Below are 16,306 nucleotides of genomic sequence, written 5' to 3'. Positions count from 1 at the left end.
CCCCGCCGATCACGATCGGCGGGGCAGCCTGTGCGCCGGTCCCTGACCTCGGGTTCGAAACCGAAGGTTCAGTGGGGAATCGGGAAGTTGGCGCGAAATACGCCGTGTGAGTATCTGGGTTCCCTTCGCTGAGAAACATTCACCGCGTCGCGCCCGAGCCACCGGACGGAGCCCGGCACGGGGCAGGGCGCCGGGCGGTCGGGTCGGTTGCCGGGGAGATGGGTGTGGGCATCGGAAAGGCCACTTCGATATGGGCGGCGGCGGTCAGCGCGCTGCGCTCGGCGAATGGGTCGGTGATCAACTGGACCCCGACGGGAAGACCCTCGGCCGAGACGCCCGCGGGGACCGTGACCGCGGGCAGGGCCAGGTAGTTGGCGGCGATCGTGAGGCGGTGCGCCGCATACATGGTCGCGACCTGTGCGGTGCCGCCGAGGTCGTAGCCGACCGGCCAGGGCAGTTCGGTCGAGACCGGGCCGAGCACGATCGGGTGCTCCGCGAGGAAGCGGGACCAGGCCGCGCGGCGGGTGAGGCGCTCACCCAGCGCGGTCATGTAGCCCGCCAGATCCAGCGGCGGGAACAGGTCGATCGCCGCGTCTATGAAGGTGTTCAGCCCGGCGCTGCCGACTCGCCGCATGACTTCGCGGCGCTGGACCACCACCTCGGTGGAGACCAATCGGCCGTAATCCGCCGCCACCTCGCCCAATTGCGGCGGATCCAGTTCGGCTATCGGGTATCCCGCGCGTGCGAGGGCGTCGGCGCAGCCGAGCACCGCGGCCCGCACCTGCGGATCGATATCGTCACCGAGCGTGACGGCGACCGCGGGCAGGGCGGTATCGGTCGCGTCACGCACCGGAATCCATCCGGGATCGCGCACGTCAGCGCTGTCGCTGAGGACCTCGAAGGCGGTCGTCAGATCGCGCACGGTGCGCGCCAACGGCCCTGGCGCCGCGAACAACTGGTTTGTCGGTGCGGGTGCGGCGCCGGGCAGGCTCGAGGCCACCGCCACCCGGCCGGGCGTGGTGCGCAGGGAGGCGACTCCACAGAACGCGGCGGGTATCCGGAGTGAACCGCCGAAGTCGGTGCCCAGGCCGAGGGGTGTCATGCCCGCGGCTACCGCGGCGGCGTCACCGCCGCTGGAACCGCCCGGGCTGCGGGTCGGGTACCACGGATTCACCGTCGGGCCCGCCTCGTCGTTGTCGGTGTGCCAACGAGTGGCGAAGTCCGGCATGTTCGTTCGCCCGATGACGATCGCCCCGGCTCGCCGCAGTGCGGATACCGCGGGTGCGTCCGCTGTCGCGACGGCCTGTCCGAAGCCCGCCACACCCCAGGTGGTCGGGCTGCCCGCGACATCGAGGTTGTTCTTGACGGTGACCGGAACCCCGTGCAGCGGCCCGATCGGCACCCCGCGGTCAGCCGCGGCGGCCGCCGCACGCGCGGCCTCGGCGAATACCGTGGTGAGCGCGCCGATTTCGGAATCGACCTGCTCGATGCGCTCGAGATGCGCCTCGACGACCTGGGCCGCGGTGACCGCGCCCTCGGCGATCAGCGCCGCGAGCGAGACCGCGTCCCGGGTCCACAGCGCGCTGTCCTGGCCGGTGTTCACGCTGCCTCCTGTTCGGCGAATACCGCTGCGGTGCGCGGTGTTCGGCTGTCGTCGATGGATTTGCCGAGCGCGATGAAGAAGAGGATCAGCCCGGCGGTCAGCAGGATGTGGCCCACACCCGCGCCGAGCGCGATCGCCTCACCGCTGGTCTTGCCCAGCACGGTGAGGGTGCCGTGCAGCGTCATGGCCGCGACGGTGACGGCCAGGCCGATGTTGTACAGCCAGAAGAACCAGCCGTACAGGCTTTTCCGGGCGCTGAGCGTGAACTGCTTCTCCAGGGCCAGCACGATGAGGAAGAACAGCATGCCCAGCGCCAGCACGTGGGTGTGCACGACACCGAGCTGCGTCTGCCCGGTGAAATGTTCGATCTTGGTGATCTCGCGGTAGTACAACCCGGAGATCAGGCCGATGATCATATAGATATGAGCGGTATTGACCAGTGTCTTCATCGGTCGCTCACCGGTTTTCGCGGCGCAGCAACAGCGCGCCGCTGGCGGCCACCAGGGCGGCGGTTAGGCCGTGCACACTCAGGGCGGTGGCGGTGGAGCCGCGGCGCACCAGGATGGTGAGCATGTCGCCGGTCGGAATGAGGGCGATGGTGAGAACCGCGACGCCGACGGCGCGGCGCTGCCCGCCCGCGAGCAGGGCGAGCACGATCAGACCGGTGACCACATCGCGGACGCCCTTGACGTTCAGGAAGCCGACGGCCTCGCCGCGCGGCCAGTCGGTGAAGCCGAAGTCCGGGGCCATTCGCTGTGGGGCGAGCAGATAACCGCCGCCGACGGACATGATGAACCCGGCGCCCAGTACGGCGCCTGCCGTGCCGAGACGTTCGCCGAGTCGGCGGGAACCACGCACGGAAACAACTGATTCCGTGTTCGGGGGAACGGACATGAACACTCCTGGATCGGTGGGATACGCGTCCCGAGCATCCAGTGCTGCACATACCGTTCGCTGACAGTCGTTGTCAGCGAACGGTACGCAAGAGTTCGAGCACCGCCTCGTCCGGAAGCCGGGCGCCCGCAAGGAATTCCGCGCCCAGGCGCACGGGCCCGAGTGCCGCTTCCGCTTGGTCGAGCGCTCGCCGCCGGAACGGGCCGATGCGGGTCACCCCGGCCCTCCGATTGATCCGGTCGGTGGCACCGAGAATGCGGGCCGCGCGCACCGGGGCGCCCTGCGCCAGGGCGACCAGGGCGTAACCGATACCGACCTCGGCCAGCAGTGCCGCCGAGGTCTGGGCGGCCAGATCGCGGGGCACGGCCAGCTCGCGCAGCGCGTCGTCGGGCCGCCCGGCCGCGACCAGAGCCGCCGCGTAGGCGTTGGTCATGAAGACCAGGGTCACGAAGCGAGCGGTGTCGTGGCGTCCCGCGGGTGGTGGGCCGATGGGGAGCGGATGCTCGGACATTCGCCGGTACAGCTCCATCGCGCGGTCGTTGTCGCCGCGCAGGTGCGCCAGGTGCGCCTGCATCGCCGCCAGGAAGCGCTCCGGCGAGGGGATGATGTGCGGGGTGATCAGGGCCTCGGCCCGGCCGAGATGGGTTGCCGCACCATCGGTATCGCCGCCGACCAGGTGCATATCCGCTGCGAAGAGCAGCACACCCATGCGCTCACCGGCGCCCAAGTCGGCGCTGAGCAGTTCCAGCGCGCTCGCGATCAGCGGGCGGGCGCTGTCCAGGCCGAGCATTCGGGTCCGGTAGCTGGCCAGAGAGATCAGGGCTCGACTGTGTGACCGGGCATCACCGTGCGCGCTCAGGCAGGTCACCGCCGCCTCCAAAGTGGGCAGGGCGCGGGCCGGATGATCACCGCCCAGTTCATCGAAACCTCTTGCCAACAGCGCATTTCCGCGTAGCCATGGATCGTCGGAGGTCGTACACGCGGTCAACAGGCTGTCGTCGTCGCCGAGCAGGTCACGCAGCGCCAGTATGAGCACGAACATTGGGTGCGGGGGCCGATCCTCGGTGAGGGCCGCGCGGGTCAGCCGCTCGAATTGCCCTGTGTTCTCCTGGATTTGGCCCCACCAGATGTTGGTGAAGTACGCGGGCAGCTCCTCGCCGTACCGGCAGGCCAGATAGGCCCCGGTGCACCCCGGCGGCGGTGTGTCGCCGAGCAGGTCGAGGACCTCGCGGCGGCGGTCGGAGAGGTCGCGGTGTAACCCGCGCAGCAGCCAATACCAGACGAGATTCGCGTACAGGCGAATCGCACGTTCACCGTCGCCGACGTCCAGTGCCCAATGCACCGCGGTTTCGCAATTGCCGTGTTCTGCGATCAGCCGCGCGAGCCAATCGGGGTGTGCGGCAGTGCGTAATCCGTGGGTGGCGGCGTCGGTGAATTCCAGGAAGCAGTCGGCATGGATACGGGCGACCTCGTCCGCCTCGCGGGCTGCGGTCAATTCCGCGGCCGCATAGGCTCGGATGGTCTCGGCCATTCGATAGCGCTGTCCATCGAAGTCCACCAACGACTTCGTCACCAGTGAGGTGACCGTGTCGATGGCGTCCGGACCGCACACCCGGATGATGGCGTCCAAGGTCGCGCCGCCCGCGAAAATCGAAAAACGCCGGGCTGCTGCGGCTTCCGCGTCGGTGAGCAGTCCCCAGCTCCAGGCGACGGCCGCGTGCAAGGTGCGATGGCGCGGGACCGCCAGGCGAGTGCTGTTGGTGAGCAGCCGGAAGCGATCGGTGAGCCGCGCGCTGAGGTCCGGCAGCGGCAGGCTCCGCAGGCGAGCGGCGGCAAGTTCGATGGCCAGCGGCATGCCGTCCAGGCTGCGCACGATGGCGCGGATATCCGTGGAATTGCTCTCGGACAGAGCGAAATCCGGGAGTGCCGCGGTGGCGCGGTCGATGAACAGCCGGACCGCGGGCGATGCGGTGACCGCCACGATACCCGCGTCGGCTTCGGGCAGGTCCAAGGTCCGGACCGGATACAGTCGCTCGCCGTCCACGCCGATCGGCTCCCGGCTCGTGGTGAGCACCCGGAGCAGGGGCAGCCGCTGCAACAGATCGTCGATCAAGCGCGCGGTCGCCTCCACCACATGCTCGCAGTTGTCCAGTACCAACAGCATTCGGCGGCCGGACAGCGTCCGCTCCAATACTTCGGCCCACTCCGCGGACAGTTCGTCGGGTCGCTCGAACTGTGCGAGCGCGTTCGCTATCGCCACTCCGACCGCGGTTACGGCAGGCCGGTCGGCTCGTTCCCGCTCGAGTGCGGCGAGTTCGACGAAAGCGTAACCGTCTGCCCAATCCTTGGCGTGCGCCCCGACCGTCTCGGCGGCCAGCCGGGTCTTCCCCACGCCCCCGGTACCCGACAGTGTCACCAGTCGGGCCTCGCGCAATGCCCGTCGCACTCCTTCCACGTCGCGTCCTCGTCCGACGAAGCTGGTGAACCTCCTGGGCAGCAGCGGCGCGGACACCGTTGATCTCCCGCTGGTCCGGGATGCTGCCGTAACTCCCGTTCGACCCGATCCGGGCGTCGTCTCGATGGCGGCTTGGTCGACTGCGGGATTGTGGAGTGCGTTCGTGTGAATTTCGGCCAGGGCCGAGCGCAGCACCTCGGCGGGTGTCGTGCCGAGCTCGTCCAGTAACAGGGTCTCGGTTCGTTGAAACTGTTGTATCGCCTCGGATGTTCGTCCCGCTGCCGCCAGCGCCCGCACCAGTCGTGCGGCCAGCGTCTCCCGGAACGGATGTGCCGCTGCTTCCGTGCGGAGCTCACGCAATACCTCGCCGCCTCGGCCCAGGGCTCGAAAGGCGTCCGCGCGCAGTTCGACTGCATCGAGCCGCTGTTCGGTCAATCGCAGTGCCGCGGCGCGCAATTCCTCCGATTCCCCCGCATCGATCAACGGCTCCCCGCGCCACAACGCGAGCGCGGCATCGAAGCACGCGATGGCTCGTTCGGCCGCACCCGCCGCGAGCAATGCCCGCCCCGCCTCGACCTCACGCGTGAACCGATGCACATCGACGTCCTCGGGCGCCAGTTCGAGCACATACCCGCCTCCGTCATTACGCACCACCCCCGGTGACGCCGCGCGCAACCGACTTGCCAAGGTCTGCAACGCATTCCCGGTCCCCGTCGGCGGGTCCTCCCCCCACACCCCGTCCACCAGTCGCGCCGCGGGCACTATTCGCCCGGCTTCGAGCGCCAGCAACCCCAGCAATGCCCGCACCCGCGGCCCCCCGACTGACGCCTTCGTCCCGTCCGCGGCCTCCACCATCACCGGACCCAATAGCCTTACCAGCATGAATCGTCCATCTCGCGGTCGATCCTGCGCGGCGCCCTGCCCTCTCGTCAACCCGGGCGAACCGGGGACCTCACCGCATTGTGGCTATCGGCACCGCCTCGGGCGAAAGCCGACGAAGGCCGACTCGCGACTTGATCGAATGACCTTGGGGCACACGAGAGAGCGCCGGTTTCGATTCCCGGAATCCAGCCGCGTTCACCGATTAGCGGCCAGCACTGCCGCGAGGCCTTCTTGCAGATCCTTGACGAAATACTCGGGAACCTCCAGCGACGGGAAATGTCCCCCGGTTTCGGGCGACCTCCATCGGACGATTTGTCGGTACCGCTCCTGTGCCCAGGGGCGCGGACACTTCTCGATGTCGCGGGGATACATACTGATTGCCGACGGGACGTCGACCCGAAGTTCGGGGTCGAGCGAGTTGTGGCTTTCGTAGTAGATGCGGGCTGACGATGCGCCGGTCCGCGTCAGCCAATACAGGGTGACGTCGTCGAGAACGCGGTCTCTGGAAATCGTCTCGAACGGGCTGTCTTCGGTGTCTGTCCACTCACCGAACTTGTCGAGGATCCAGGCGAGAAGCCCGACTGGTGAGTCGACGAGCGAGTAGCCGATGGTCTGCGGTCGGGTCGCCTGCTGCTTTGCGTACGCCGCGTGGTGGCGCCAGAAATCGCGGGTTTCCTCGGTCCATTTGCGCTCGGTCGCCGTCAGCCCGTCCGTTGTCAACCCGGGCGGTGCCTGTGCGGTCGTTGTGTGGATGCCGAGAACGTGCGCCGGGAATCTGCCGCCGAGGACCGTGGTGATCACACCTCCCCAGTCGCCGCCGTGGGCTGCGAACTTGCTGTATCCGAGCCTTCCCATCAGTCCACCCATGCGGCCGCGATCTTTTCGGTTCCCCACCCGGTGGTGACCGGCTTGTCGCTGTAACCAAAGCCTGGTAGCGACGGGGCCACGACGTGGAACGCTGGCGCGTCTGCGTCTTTCGGATCTGCCAGCTCGTCTACTACATCGACGAACTCGGCAATGCTGCCTGGCCAGCCGTGCGTCATGATCAGAGGAGTGGCATCTGCGCGCGCGGATCGGCGGTGTAGGAAGTGGATTCCCAGATCATCAATGGTCGTGCGGAATTGACCGATCCGGTTGAGGCGCGCTTCGAACCACCGCCAGTTGTACTCGGTGCGCCAGTAGTTCACGACATCGGCGAGGTCGGCGAGCGGAACGCCCTGGTCCCATCGGCGAGGGTCGGGCGCGGCGCGATAGACCGTCTCAGCTTCCGGCAGTCGTGCCGCGGCTAATCGCGCGCGCAGATCGTCGAGGTCGGCGTCAGTTGCGGGGGCTTCAAATGCTTGCACGTCGCTGGGGTCGGGCGTGAAAACCGGATTGAGGTGGCCAAGTGTGGGCATGAGACCTCCTGGTCATCGCGAAACCGGCTACGACCAATCGCGAACCGGCAAAGACGGTTCTAACATGCCTCCGTGTCAGTCAGCAACCCGCTAAGGTGGTTCCATGTCTGCTGGGTTCCCTGACTTCCGCCTCGGTAACGTGCTGGCGACCAGCTTCACGGGGACTCTGACCGAGCGTCGTGGCGACGCTGTGGAACGCATTCCCACGCCTCAGCGACTCGTCGACTGGCTGGCAGTGAACGGCCTGGCCGTGGACTCCTGCACCACCGCCCAGCTCGAACTCGCTTGGGAACTGAGGGAATCGATTCACGCCGCCGCGACAGCGGCCGCGAACCAAGACGCTCTCCCTGCGTCCGCTGTCCAAGTCATCAATGACTGCAGCGTTCGGGGTCGGGCGGCGGCCATCCTGACGCCCGAGGGCCATCGTCAATGGCGACTCAGCTCGGCTTCCTGCGTAGAAGATGCCCTAGGCGTAATCGCCGCGGACGCGATCAGCATCATCGCAGGCGAACGAGACGGAAAATTGGCCTTGTGCGCATCGCCGACCTGCCAAGCCGCCTTCTTCGACACCAGCCAAAGTCGCACCCGCAAATGGTGTGACATGAACACGTGCGGGAATCGTCAGAAGAAGGCGCGCTTCAATGCCAACCAGCGCAAAACACGGCGTGACGCCACGTGACGCAGCGGGTTTGACACCCCTATGGTGATCGCTACGGTCCAGCCATGACTGATGGGTGAGCTCGAGCCTTCGGCGCAGGCTGACTGCTCCACCGCCAGCGGCACCGAACCGACACGTCCAACAAGAGTCCGAACTGCTGTACGACACCGGGATGGACCTCCCGCTACGGCCAAGGGAGACAACCGGAACCGGGATCGACAGCCCGATCACGGGCTACTGGAGATCCCCAACGGGGATCACCAAGTCGCACACTGCCGCAGAGGCGTGGAAAACGTTCTCCGAGCACACGACTATCACCGGGGCCGCGGAGCGGATCAAGGGCGTCAATGCCAAGTTCACCGGCAGCGCCGACCCGAACATCATTGCGATCGAAGAGAAACTGTCAACGCCCGCTACCTCAACGACCCCCAAGGTGTGCTGTCTGAGCTCGACGTGGTCACTGCGTAAAATCCTCGGGGTCCGATCGGGGCCAGACGGCCGAGTCGTCCTTGGCGGCGACGCCTTTGAGCCAGTTGTAGCCACTGGAAACAAGACACTCCGAAGGCGCCCGGTAACGCCGAAGACAGCGCCGTCCGAACCGGCCACAGCACTGCCGAACTCGGTCGGTCCGCCCGGGATGACTTGCCCCATGTACGGGCTGACCCTGACGACACCAGCTCAGGCCAGGTCCGGCAGGTGGATCGAGGCAAGTTTGGCCGGGTCGACGACGATGTGGATGGAGGTGATCCGGCCTTCGGCGACGGTGAAGCCGATGACCGATAGGGGGGTACCATCCGGGCGCCAGGACATGTGGCCGGGGAAGCCGTTGACCAGCACGGGCCGGTGGCGGGCGACCTCGCCGGAGAACATGCGGGCGCCAGCGGCGACCTCGGTGGCGCCGAGAGTGACGACCACGCCGTCGGGAGTGTCGACAGTCAGCTTGACGTTCGGGTCGAGGACGCGCAGGAGCGCTTCGAAGTCACCGCGCAGGGCAGCGGCGTGGAAAGCTTGGACGACCCCTCGGTGTTCACGACCGTAGCCCGCCGACCGGTCTGTGGCTTGGACCTTGCGGCGGGCGCGGCTGGCGATCATCTTGGTGGCGTCGGCGGATTTACCCAGGATCTGGCCGATTTCGTGGAACGGGATCGCGAACATGTCGTGCAGGACGAACGCCAAGCGCTCGTTCGGGGTGAGCGAATCGAGCACGACGAGCAGGGCGAGGCCGACCGAATCCGCCAGCGCCACTTGCTCTTCCGGCGTGGGGGCATCGTCGGGCATCACCACGAAGTCGGAAAACTCCTGCCCATAGGAGGTTTCGGGGTGGGCCTGGCGGGAGCGCAGGAGGTCCAGGCTGATTCGGCCGACCACGGTGGTGAGCCAGCCCACCAGATTGTCGATGGTCGCCGCGTCCTGGCGGACGAGGCGCATCCACGCCTCCTGGACCACGTCCTCGGCGTCGGCATGCGAGCCCAGCACGCGGTACGCGACGGCGCGCAGCCGATCGCGCTGGGCTTCGAACGCCTCGGCGATAAGGCCGGATGGGTGTGATGTCACGGCTTGCGCTGCTGACGCAGCGAGATCCGGTTGCCGTCCGGATCCATCGCCTCGATGCGGACCCCGAACGGATAGTCCTCGGGTTCGGACTGTTCGAAAGTGACGCCGCGTTGGCGGAGGATCTCGAAATCCTTTCGCAGATTGTCGGATTCGAGGATGATCGGACCGGGCGCGGCTTGCTGGCCCACGTCGGCCGGTTGTCCCGCGGCCGCCGCATGCGACCACAGTATGATCTGCACCGGGCTATCGGGGACGCCGACGGTGAGGAAACGGCCGTCGGGCCCCGAGAAGTCGATCCGCTTTTCCAAGCCGAGCCCCTCGGTGTAGAACTCCAGCGCGCGGTCCTGATCGGTGACGTAGATCGTCACATACATGATGTTGGTCAGCATCCTGTTCTCCATTCGCTCGTCGATGCAACGACCGTTCGTATTCGGTCGTCGCACCTATGACGAGCGCCGACGGGAGAAGGTAACAGGACCGTCCGCCAAAGTGGCTACCGAACGCTCACGGAACGCACTGCTTGCGGCATGGCGCATGGTTCGGAGCGGTTACGCCGCTGCTGGCATACCGCCTGCCTGTCGGTCGCGGCCGGTTACGCGATCGAGCACCGGATGTAGTGGTCCATTGCCGGGTCGAGCTTGACCCCGGCGTTCATTACCTGGCCGCTTGCATGGCTATCCGAACGTCCGCACATGCCGCATGGCGCGCTGACTGAACCGGCCACGATAAAGTTCGGCGCGGTTGGTCATGATCGGCGCGCCGTGAAGCCGCGTGGTCGCGCGGAACGCACTGTCGGGCGGTGTTATTCGCCGTTCAACGGTCGCGCGTCCGGGGTTGTTGCAGCCTCGGACGCGACGTTTTGGATGAGGCGCAGCAGGGCGCGCGCAGCGGCCGAAGTGAGGTCAGGTGGATCCTTCGGGACGACGACTCTGGGTTCCGTTGATCTCGCACTGTGATGCGAGAGGCGTGTGGGAGTCGACCGGGCGGTCTCGACCGAGGAGTCGACCGGGCGTACCTTCCGCATAAGGCCTCCTTCTGATCGGCGTGGCGAGCAGGGCCATATTCCGGATTGAGTGAGGGCCTCGATCGATATCCGCAGAGCTGGAAAGACTTCCGTGATATGACTGTCCACGAGTCGCCGGGCCGACGTGCCGGTTCTCAGGATTCTCTCAGCTGAACCCGAATTGCCCCCCACAGGGCTCCCGCCTGCGGTTATGCACTGATCCAGCTCGACGCCGCCACCCACCCCTCCTACATAACCGCAGGTAGAACGGGTGACGTGACGTAACTGTCTGTGTCCGGAGGGGGACTTGAACCCCCACGCCCGATAAAGGGCACTAGCACCTCAAGCTAGCGCGTCTGCCATTCCGCCACCCGGACCGGTGTTGCTGAGCAAGGGTAACGGATGTATGGGGAAGTATTGAAATCGGTTGGGTCAGCGGGTGCCAGCGACGCGTTCGATCACTGGACGCCAGGACTCGACGGAGGCGACTCGAAGGCCGACCACCTTGCCCGCGTCGTCGGCGCGGCGGAGAGCGAGGGCGGCGGTGAAGTCCGGATCGGTTCGGAATTCGGCGATTTCGGCCTCGTTCATCGGACCGCCTTGGGCGGCTAGGGTGCGTCTGCTGGCGGGGGACAGGGTGTGGGCGGGGTCGGTGGCGGCCAAGTAGCGCTTGGCGACAACGTGCAGTTCGACCAGTCTGGCGACGCGGTCGCCGAGTAGCGAACGGATCGCGTCCGCGCCGTGTTTGCCGTGACCCGCGTCGTCGCCGGGAACGAGTTTGTGGCCGACATCGTGCAGGAGTCCGGCGAGTTGCAGTTCCTCGTCCTCGGGATGGGATCGGCGCAGCAGCTCTGCGCATTGCAGGTCGTGGTCCAGGATGTCGACGGGGTCGCCGCTGCGGTCGGGCATATCCCAGACGTCGGCGCATCCGGCCAGCAGGTTCAGCAATTCGTCGATGGTGGTGACGGGCACCTCGACCCCAATCTGTCGATCCGGCCGGAATGGTCTAGACCAGGATGCCGCCGATCGGCGCTCGACGGGTTTCTTCCGAATGGCATTTCGATGAACGCGGGCCGCATCGGGTTGCTCGACCGAACCCGGTCCGCGCCGCACCGAGTTCCGGCACCGATGTGGCAGGCTGGCCGCATGCGTGTTGCCGTTGTTGCCGGGCCGGATCCCGGCCATGCGTTTCCGGCGCTGGCACTGTGTGAACGCTTCCTGGCCGCCGGTGACGATCCGGTGCTGTTCACCGGACCGCGTTGGTTCGACGCCGCCAAGCAGGCGGGCGTCGCGGTGCGCAGACTCAAGGGGCTCGCGCCGCGCACGGTCGACGACGACGATGATGCCGGTCAGCGCATTCACGAGCGTGCGGCACACATTTCGACCGAAATCTTGCCCGATCTGAGCGCGATGCTGCCGGAGCTCGTGGTGTCGGATGTGCTGACCGCGGGCGGCGGGATGGCTGCCGAGCGACTGGGGGTGCCGTGGGTCGAGCTGTCGCCGCATCCGCTGTATCTACCGTCGAAAGCGTTGCCGCCCATCGGAAGTGGCCTCGCGCCGGGGGAGGGGGTGCGCGGCCGCCTGCGTGACGGTGTGTTGCGCACCATGACCGCCCGTGCCGTTCGCAACGGTCTGCGTCAGCGCGAGCACGCCCGCGAGAGCGTCGGATTGCCCGGCACCGATCCGGGCCCGGCGGCTCGCCTGATCGCCACCCTGCCCGCCCTCGAGGTGCCGCGCCCCGACTGGCCCGAGCACACCCATGTCGTCGGCCCGCTGCTATGGGAGCCGACTCCGAAAATCCTCGAGCCACCGCCCGGCGATGGGCCCCTGGTCATGGTCGCACCGTCGACCGCGCATACGGGTGTCGCGGGCATGGTCGAAACCGTGCTCGCCGCACTGGACGGAGCGGGCGTCCGGGTGGCCATTTCCATGCTCGACACCCCGCCCACCGACCTGCCGCCATGGGCGACCGCCGGACTCGGCCGCCAAGACGAACTGCTTACCCATGCCTCGGTCGTGGTAGGCGGCGGCGGCCACGGACTGCTCGCGAAATCCCTGCTCGCGGGTGTGCCGATCGTGACGGTACCCGGCGGCGGCGACCAGTGGGAGCTCGCCAATCGCGCTGCCCGCCAAGGCAGTTCGATCCTGGTCCGCCCCCTGACCGCCGATGCGGTGCGGACCGCAGTGCTCGATCTGCTCGACACGCCCGGCTACACCATCGCGGCGCAACGAGCGGCCGCCGGTATCGCGGAAGTCGCGGACCCGATCCGCATCTGTCACGACGTCCTCAGCGTGCGGACCCGCTAGCCTGTTCGTCAATCGAACGGCCCGAGTGAAGGCCCGCAGCGGCGCGAGTATCTTGAATACGGTGCGGTTGACCGAGTTCCAGGAGCTGTTGCACACCGAGTTCGGTGTGTCCCGCGGCGATGCGCTGCTCAGGGACCACACCATCCCGGCATTGGGCGGGCGGACGGGCGCTGCCGCCATCGAGGCGGGCATCGACCCGCGTGACGTGTGGCGCGCGCTCTGCGCCGACTTCGACGTCCCGAGAACACGCTGGTGAGCGATCACGGATACCGCTTCGACGAGCGGCTGCGCATGATCCCCATCGATCATGCGCAGCTGGCCGCTCGTGTCGCCACCGCGCGGCCGGTCGATTTCGCCGAATTCCGCAAGATCGGCATCGAGCTGATGCTGCTCGGCCGCTACGCCGAGGCCCTCGATCACCTCGATCGCGCCCTCGAACTCGCCGATAGCGACTATCGCCGGACGTCGGTCTGGATCAACCTCGGTGATGTCTACCGCTATTGGGGTGACATCGTCACCGCCGAAACGCTGTATCGCCGAGCGGTGGACCGAGCCAGCGACTCCGAGGTGCTGTCCTTCGCGCTGCAGCACCTGGGCAAGGCCCTTGCCGAACAGGGCAGACTGCCCGAGGCCAGGGCGCGGCTCACCGAGGCGTTGAAACTGCGCGTCGTCGAGGGGGATGCCGAGCTGATCGAGGCCACCCGCACCACCCTCGATCTGCTCGATGATCTGCCCACGACCTTGCCGCCGAAGGTCGCCGCGGTGCTGGGTACGGACCCGGCGTGGTCGGAGGACCACGAGGGAATGAGCGGCGGTGTCGCGCACGTCGACGGTGCGTACTGGGTGAAGCGGGGACCGAAGGCCGCAGCCGAGTATGCGCGGTTGAATTGGCTGCGGGGCAAAGGGATTCAACTACCCGACATTGCTGTGTTCGAAGAGGATGTGCTGGTTCTCGCCGACGCGGGTCTGCCGAGCCTGGCCGCTGAACCGACAGAATCGGTGGGCGCGGTCATGGGCGCGCTGTTGCGGCGGCTGCACGATATGCCCGTTGCCGAGTGCCCGTTCGACGGCAGGTTGGATGTCATGCTGGCCCAGGCGCGCCGCCGTGTGCTCGAGGGTTTGGTCGATGTCGACGACTTCGACGACGATAATCGAGGGCTGACGCCGGAACAGATCTACCAGCGACTGCTCGCCGAACGTCCGCCGGACGAGGATCTCGTTGTCGCGCATGGTGATTTCACCCCGTCCAATGTGCTTGGCGGCGGTCTGCTGATCGACGTCGGCGGTTTGGGTGTCGCGGATCGGTACCGCGATCTGGCCCTGGTCGAGCGCGACCTACGCGAGGACTTCGGTGCCGACGAACTGAGCGCGTTCTACGCCGCCTATGGACTCGCCGAGCCGGACCGGCGGCGACTGGACTACTACCGACTGCTCGACGAACTCTTCTGAGCTCAAGCCTTTTTGGCGTAGTGGCGTGCGGCCTTGGTGCGGTTGCCGCAGGTCGCCATCGAATGCCAGCGGCGGGTGCCGTTTTTCGAGGTGTCGTAGAAGAACAGGACGCAGTCCGGATGGGCGCACTGGCGGATCCGGTCCGGCGCCTCGGCCAGTAGCCGCAGCAGGTTGTCGGCGGCGAGCCAGCCGGGGAGCCAGGTGGTTTCGGGTACATCGACGATTTCGGCGGGGCCGGTGTCGGTCAGCATGCGTCGGATCCGGCCGTGGTCGAGGACCTCGTTGAGCGCGGTGTGTGAGGTGTCTTTCACGGTGTCGTAGATGGCGGTGCGGGCGGCGAGCACCGCCTGCAGGGTCCGCTCGTCGGCATTCGCGCGATCGTCGAGTCCGGCCGAGGCCAGCCATATGCCCAGGCCCGCGACATCGGTGAGCAGATCCTGCGGTCCGTCCTGGATCCACCGGGTATTCAGCAGGTCGAGTGCCAGCGGTTCACCGGGGTGGGGGCGTGGATCAGGCATACCTGAGCGTAGCGATCTTCCTTTCGTTGCCAAGGCAACCACCGCCGTTCTAACCAGTTAACCTGATTTTAGAGGTTGACGTACTGCTGGCTGTTAATTATGTTCTAACTAGTAAAGCTACTTAGACCAGTTAGAAATTCCGAGGAGGATCTCGATGACCACAGCTATCGCGCCCCAATTGGCCACCGGACACATCGGCCTGAACGTCTCCGACCTGGACCGATCGGTGGACTTCTACCGCCGCGCATTCGGTTTCGAGCCGCTCGCGGTCAGCACCGACAGCGAAAAGCGTTGGGCCTTCCTCGGTGCGAACGGCAAGCTCGTGCTGACGCTCTGGCAGCAGTCCGACGGCGCGTTCTCCACCGGAACCCCTGGCCTGCACCATCTTTCGTTCCAGGTCGACACCATCGAACAGGTGCGCTCGATCGAGGCGCTGCTGCGCGAACTCTCGGTGAGCTTCGCCCACGACGGGGTGGTCGCGCACGGCGAGGGCGTCGCCTCGGGTGGCATCTTCTTCGTCGACCCCGACGGTATCCGTCTCGAGGTCTACGCACCCGCGGGCGCCGAATCCGCTCCCGCGCCCAGCGGTGCCGCCCCGACGTGCGGATTCTTCTGAGCCCGGACGCTGTTGAGCACTGTGATGTCTCAGTTTCATTCGGGTGAGGTCGCCGTACAGCAGCGAATGGGTCAGGCGCATATCGCCGACCGGGTGGGACGGATGATTCGTGCCGACATCCCGGATGTCGCGGCGGGTTTCCTGGCGGAACAGCCGATGGTCGTGATCGCGGCTGCGGACCTCGACGGACGGATGTGGGCAGGCGCGGTGGTCGGGTCACCGGGATTCGTGCGCGTCGTCGATGCCGAGACGATCGCAATCGATGCGATTCCGGCATTGGGAAATCCGCTACACGAAGCACTGACCCGCCCTGCCCGGATCGGCATGATCGCGCTGCAGCCTGAGCGGCGCAGGCGAATGCGTGTCAATGGATTCGCGGCTCCGACGGAGGCGGGACTACGGATTGCCGTCGATCAGGTGTATTCGAACTGCCCGAAGTACATCTCGCGCAGGCGGATCGAATCGTATCGCCCCGATATCGAACTCCCAGCGCCCCGGCGCGGCACGGAACTCGATGCGCGGCAGCGTGCACTGGCCGCCGCGGCGGACGCTTTCTTCGTCGCCACCGCGGATACCGACGGCAATGCCGACGCCTCCCACCGTGGTGGAAATCCCGGCTTCCTGCGGGTGCTTTCGCCGAATCGGCTGAGATGGCCTGATTACCAGGGCAATTCGATGTTCATGACACTCGGGAACATCGCGGTGAACCCGTGCTGCGGCATCCTGATCCCGGACTGGACGACCGGCGGGACCCTCCAACTCACCGGGACCGCCGAATTGTCCTGGGCGCCGGAAACCTTCACCGCCGGAGCTCAGTGCTCGATCGACTTCACCATTACGGAAGTGATCGAAATCCACGGCGCGGGCCCGCTCCGCTGGGGTCCCGCCGAACTTTCCCCGGTCAACCCCTGACCCCGACCCCTCGAGAAGAGAATTGCAATGCGACCTCCACTGCCACCATTCGACTCCG

14 protein-coding genes, 1 tRNA gene and 1 pseudogene are annotated in these 16,306 nt (G+C 66.8%); 6 read left to right on the top strand and 10 right to left on the bottom strand.

Translation table 11 applies throughout. The features are described from left to right. Nucleotides 1-139: 139 nt before the first annotated feature. The 5 genes and pseudogenes from NP3_RS05790 to NP3_RS05770 all read right to left on the bottom strand — a co-directional run bounded on the left by NP3_RS05790 (nucleotide 140) and on the right by NP3_RS05770 (nucleotide 7,231). Nucleotides 140-1,603: an amidase family protein gene (locus NP3_RS05790; protein WP_063038519.1), complete on the bottom strand. Its 1,464-nt coding sequence runs from the start codon at nucleotides 1,601-1,603 to the stop codon at nucleotides 140-142. Then, nucleotides 1,600-2,052 carry a DUF2871 domain-containing protein gene (locus tag NP3_RS05785; RefSeq protein WP_063038517.1) on the bottom strand — a complete coding sequence of 151 codons (453 nt, stop codon included), beginning with the start codon at nucleotides 2,050-2,052 and terminating at the stop codon, nucleotides 1,600-1,602. Before NP3_RS05785 ends, NP3_RS05790 begins: the two co-directional genes overlap by 4 nt. Before the next feature lie 7 nt (nucleotides 2,053-2,059). Next, nucleotides 2,060-2,497, bottom strand: coding sequence for a DUF4267 domain-containing protein (locus tag NP3_RS05780; protein WP_063038529.1), 438 nt, complete (start codon nucleotides 2,495-2,497; stop codon nucleotides 2,060-2,062). Nucleotides 2,498-2,570: 73 nt separating this feature from the next. Further along, a complete protein-coding gene (locus NP3_RS05775; RefSeq protein ID WP_084508223.1) occupies nucleotides 2,571-5,834 on the bottom strand; it encodes an AfsR/SARP family transcriptional regulator in 3,264 nt (1,087 codons plus the stop codon). Nucleotides 5,835-6,029: 195 nt separating this feature from the next. After that, nucleotides 6,030-7,231 (bottom strand): annotated as a pseudogene (locus NP3_RS05770) (epoxide hydrolase family protein). Between the two features lie 103 nt (nucleotides 7,232-7,334). Between NP3_RS05770 and NP3_RS05765 the strand changes: the two are divergent. After that, nucleotides 7,335-7,910, top strand: coding sequence for a CGNR zinc finger domain-containing protein (locus NP3_RS05765; protein WP_063038513.1), 576 nt, complete (start codon nucleotides 7,335-7,337; stop codon nucleotides 7,908-7,910). Nucleotides 7,911-8,567: 657 nt separating this feature from the next. On the opposite strand, the gene NP3_RS05755 is transcribed toward NP3_RS05765, so the two are convergent. The 4 genes from NP3_RS05755 to NP3_RS05740 all read right to left on the bottom strand — a co-directional run bounded on the left by NP3_RS05755 (nucleotide 8,568) and on the right by NP3_RS05740 (nucleotide 11,418). Continuing rightward, entirely contained in the window at nucleotides 8,568-9,443 is an 876-nt protein-coding gene (locus tag NP3_RS05755; RefSeq protein WP_063038509.1) for a sigma-70 family RNA polymerase sigma factor, read from the bottom strand. Beyond that, on the bottom strand, nucleotides 9,440-9,832 hold the full coding sequence (locus NP3_RS05750) for a VOC family protein (RefSeq protein ID WP_063038527.1): 393 nt from the start codon (nucleotides 9,830-9,832) through the stop codon (nucleotides 9,440-9,442). Before NP3_RS05750 ends, NP3_RS05755 begins: the two co-directional genes overlap by 4 nt. 906 nt (nucleotides 9,833-10,738) lie before the next feature. Further along, nucleotides 10,739-10,823: transfer RNA gene (locus NP3_RS05745), tRNA-Leu, on the bottom strand. A 55-nt stretch (nucleotides 10,824-10,878) separates the two neighbouring features. Then, a complete protein-coding gene (locus NP3_RS05740; protein WP_063038507.1) occupies nucleotides 10,879-11,418 on the bottom strand; it encodes an HD domain-containing protein in 540 nt (179 codons plus the stop codon). Nucleotides 11,419-11,592: 174 nt separating this feature from the next. Between NP3_RS05740 and NP3_RS05735 the strand changes: the two genes are divergently transcribed. The 3 genes from NP3_RS05735 (at nucleotide 11,593) to NP3_RS05725 (ending at nucleotide 14,202) form a co-directional block, all read left to right on the top strand. Then, complete coding sequence (locus NP3_RS05735; RefSeq protein ID WP_063038525.1) at nucleotides 11,593-12,753, top strand: glycosyltransferase; 1,161 nt, start codon at nucleotides 11,593-11,595, stop codon at nucleotides 12,751-12,753. A gap of 61 nt (nucleotides 12,754-12,814) precedes the next feature. After that, nucleotides 12,815-13,009, top strand: coding sequence for a DUF3046 domain-containing protein (locus NP3_RS05730; protein WP_063038523.1), 195 nt, complete (start codon nucleotides 12,815-12,817; stop codon nucleotides 13,007-13,009). Continuing rightward, the gene (locus NP3_RS05725) at nucleotides 13,006-14,202 is read left to right on the top strand and encodes a phosphotransferase (protein ID WP_245720831.1); all 1,197 of its coding nucleotides are present in this window, start codon (nucleotides 13,006-13,008) and stop codon (nucleotides 14,200-14,202) included. Before NP3_RS05730 ends, NP3_RS05725 begins: the two co-directional genes overlap by 4 nt. A gap of 2 nt (nucleotides 14,203-14,204) precedes the next feature. On the opposite strand, the gene NP3_RS05720 is transcribed toward NP3_RS05725, so the two are convergent. Then, nucleotides 14,205-14,720: a CGNR zinc finger domain-containing protein gene (locus tag NP3_RS05720; RefSeq protein ID WP_063038505.1), complete on the bottom strand. Its 516-nt coding sequence runs from the start codon at nucleotides 14,718-14,720 to the stop codon at nucleotides 14,205-14,207. A gap of 154 nt (nucleotides 14,721-14,874) precedes the next feature. Here NP3_RS05720 and NP3_RS05715 point away from each other — a divergent pair, with 154 nt between their 5' ends. Continuing rightward, nucleotides 14,875-15,336 (top strand): VOC family protein, encoded by a 462-nt coding sequence (locus NP3_RS05715; RefSeq protein ID WP_063038503.1) that lies wholly within the window; start codon nucleotides 14,875-14,877, stop codon nucleotides 15,334-15,336. 24 nt (nucleotides 15,337-15,360) lie between these two features. Next, nucleotides 15,361-16,248 (top strand): pyridoxamine 5'-phosphate oxidase family protein, encoded by an 888-nt coding sequence (locus NP3_RS05710; protein ID WP_063038501.1) that lies wholly within the window; start codon nucleotides 15,361-15,363, stop codon nucleotides 16,246-16,248. The last annotated feature ends 58 nt before the right edge of the window (nucleotides 16,249-16,306 follow it).

It is taken from the genome of Nocardia pseudovaccinii NBRC 100343 (assembly GCF_001613225.1).
Taxonomy (GTDB): Bacteria; Actinomycetota; Actinomycetes; order Mycobacteriales; family Mycobacteriaceae; genus Nocardia; species Nocardia pseudovaccinii.
The sequence above is the reverse complement of the archived record's forward strand: the minus strand, read 5'-3'. Positions and strand labels throughout refer to the sequence as shown.

Bases quoted from the DNA above. Each gene is read 5' to 3' on its own strand.
- NP3_RS05785 (WP_063038517.1), bottom strand. From the start codon at position 2,052: ATGAAGACACTGGTCAATACCGCTCATATCTATATGATCATCGGCCTG.
- NP3_RS05780 (WP_063038529.1), bottom strand. From the start codon at position 2,497: ATGTCCGTTCCCCCGAACACGGAATCAGTTGTTTCCGTGCGTGGTTCC.
- NP3_RS05775 (WP_084508223.1), bottom strand. From the start codon at position 5,834: ATGCTGGTAAGGCTATTGGGTCCGGTGATGGTGGAGGCCGCGGACGGG.
- NP3_RS05765 (WP_063038513.1), top strand. From the start codon at position 7,335: ATGTCTGCTGGGTTCCCTGACTTCCGCCTCGGTAACGTGCTGGCGACC.
- NP3_RS05750 (WP_063038527.1), bottom strand. From the start codon at position 9,832: ATGCTGACCAACATCATGTATGTGACGATCTACGTCACCGATCAGGAC.
- NP3_RS05735 (WP_063038525.1), top strand. From the start codon at position 11,593: ATGCGTGTTGCCGTTGTTGCCGGGCCGGATCCCGGCCATGCGTTTCCG.
- NP3_RS05720 (WP_063038505.1), bottom strand. From the start codon at position 14,720: ATGCCTGATCCACGCCCCCACCCCGGTGAACCGCTGGCACTCGACCTG.
- NP3_RS05715 (WP_063038503.1), top strand. From the start codon at position 14,875: ATGACCACAGCTATCGCGCCCCAATTGGCCACCGGACACATCGGCCTG.
- NP3_RS05710 (WP_063038501.1), top strand. From the start codon at position 15,361: ATGTCTCAGTTTCATTCGGGTGAGGTCGCCGTACAGCAGCGAATGGGT.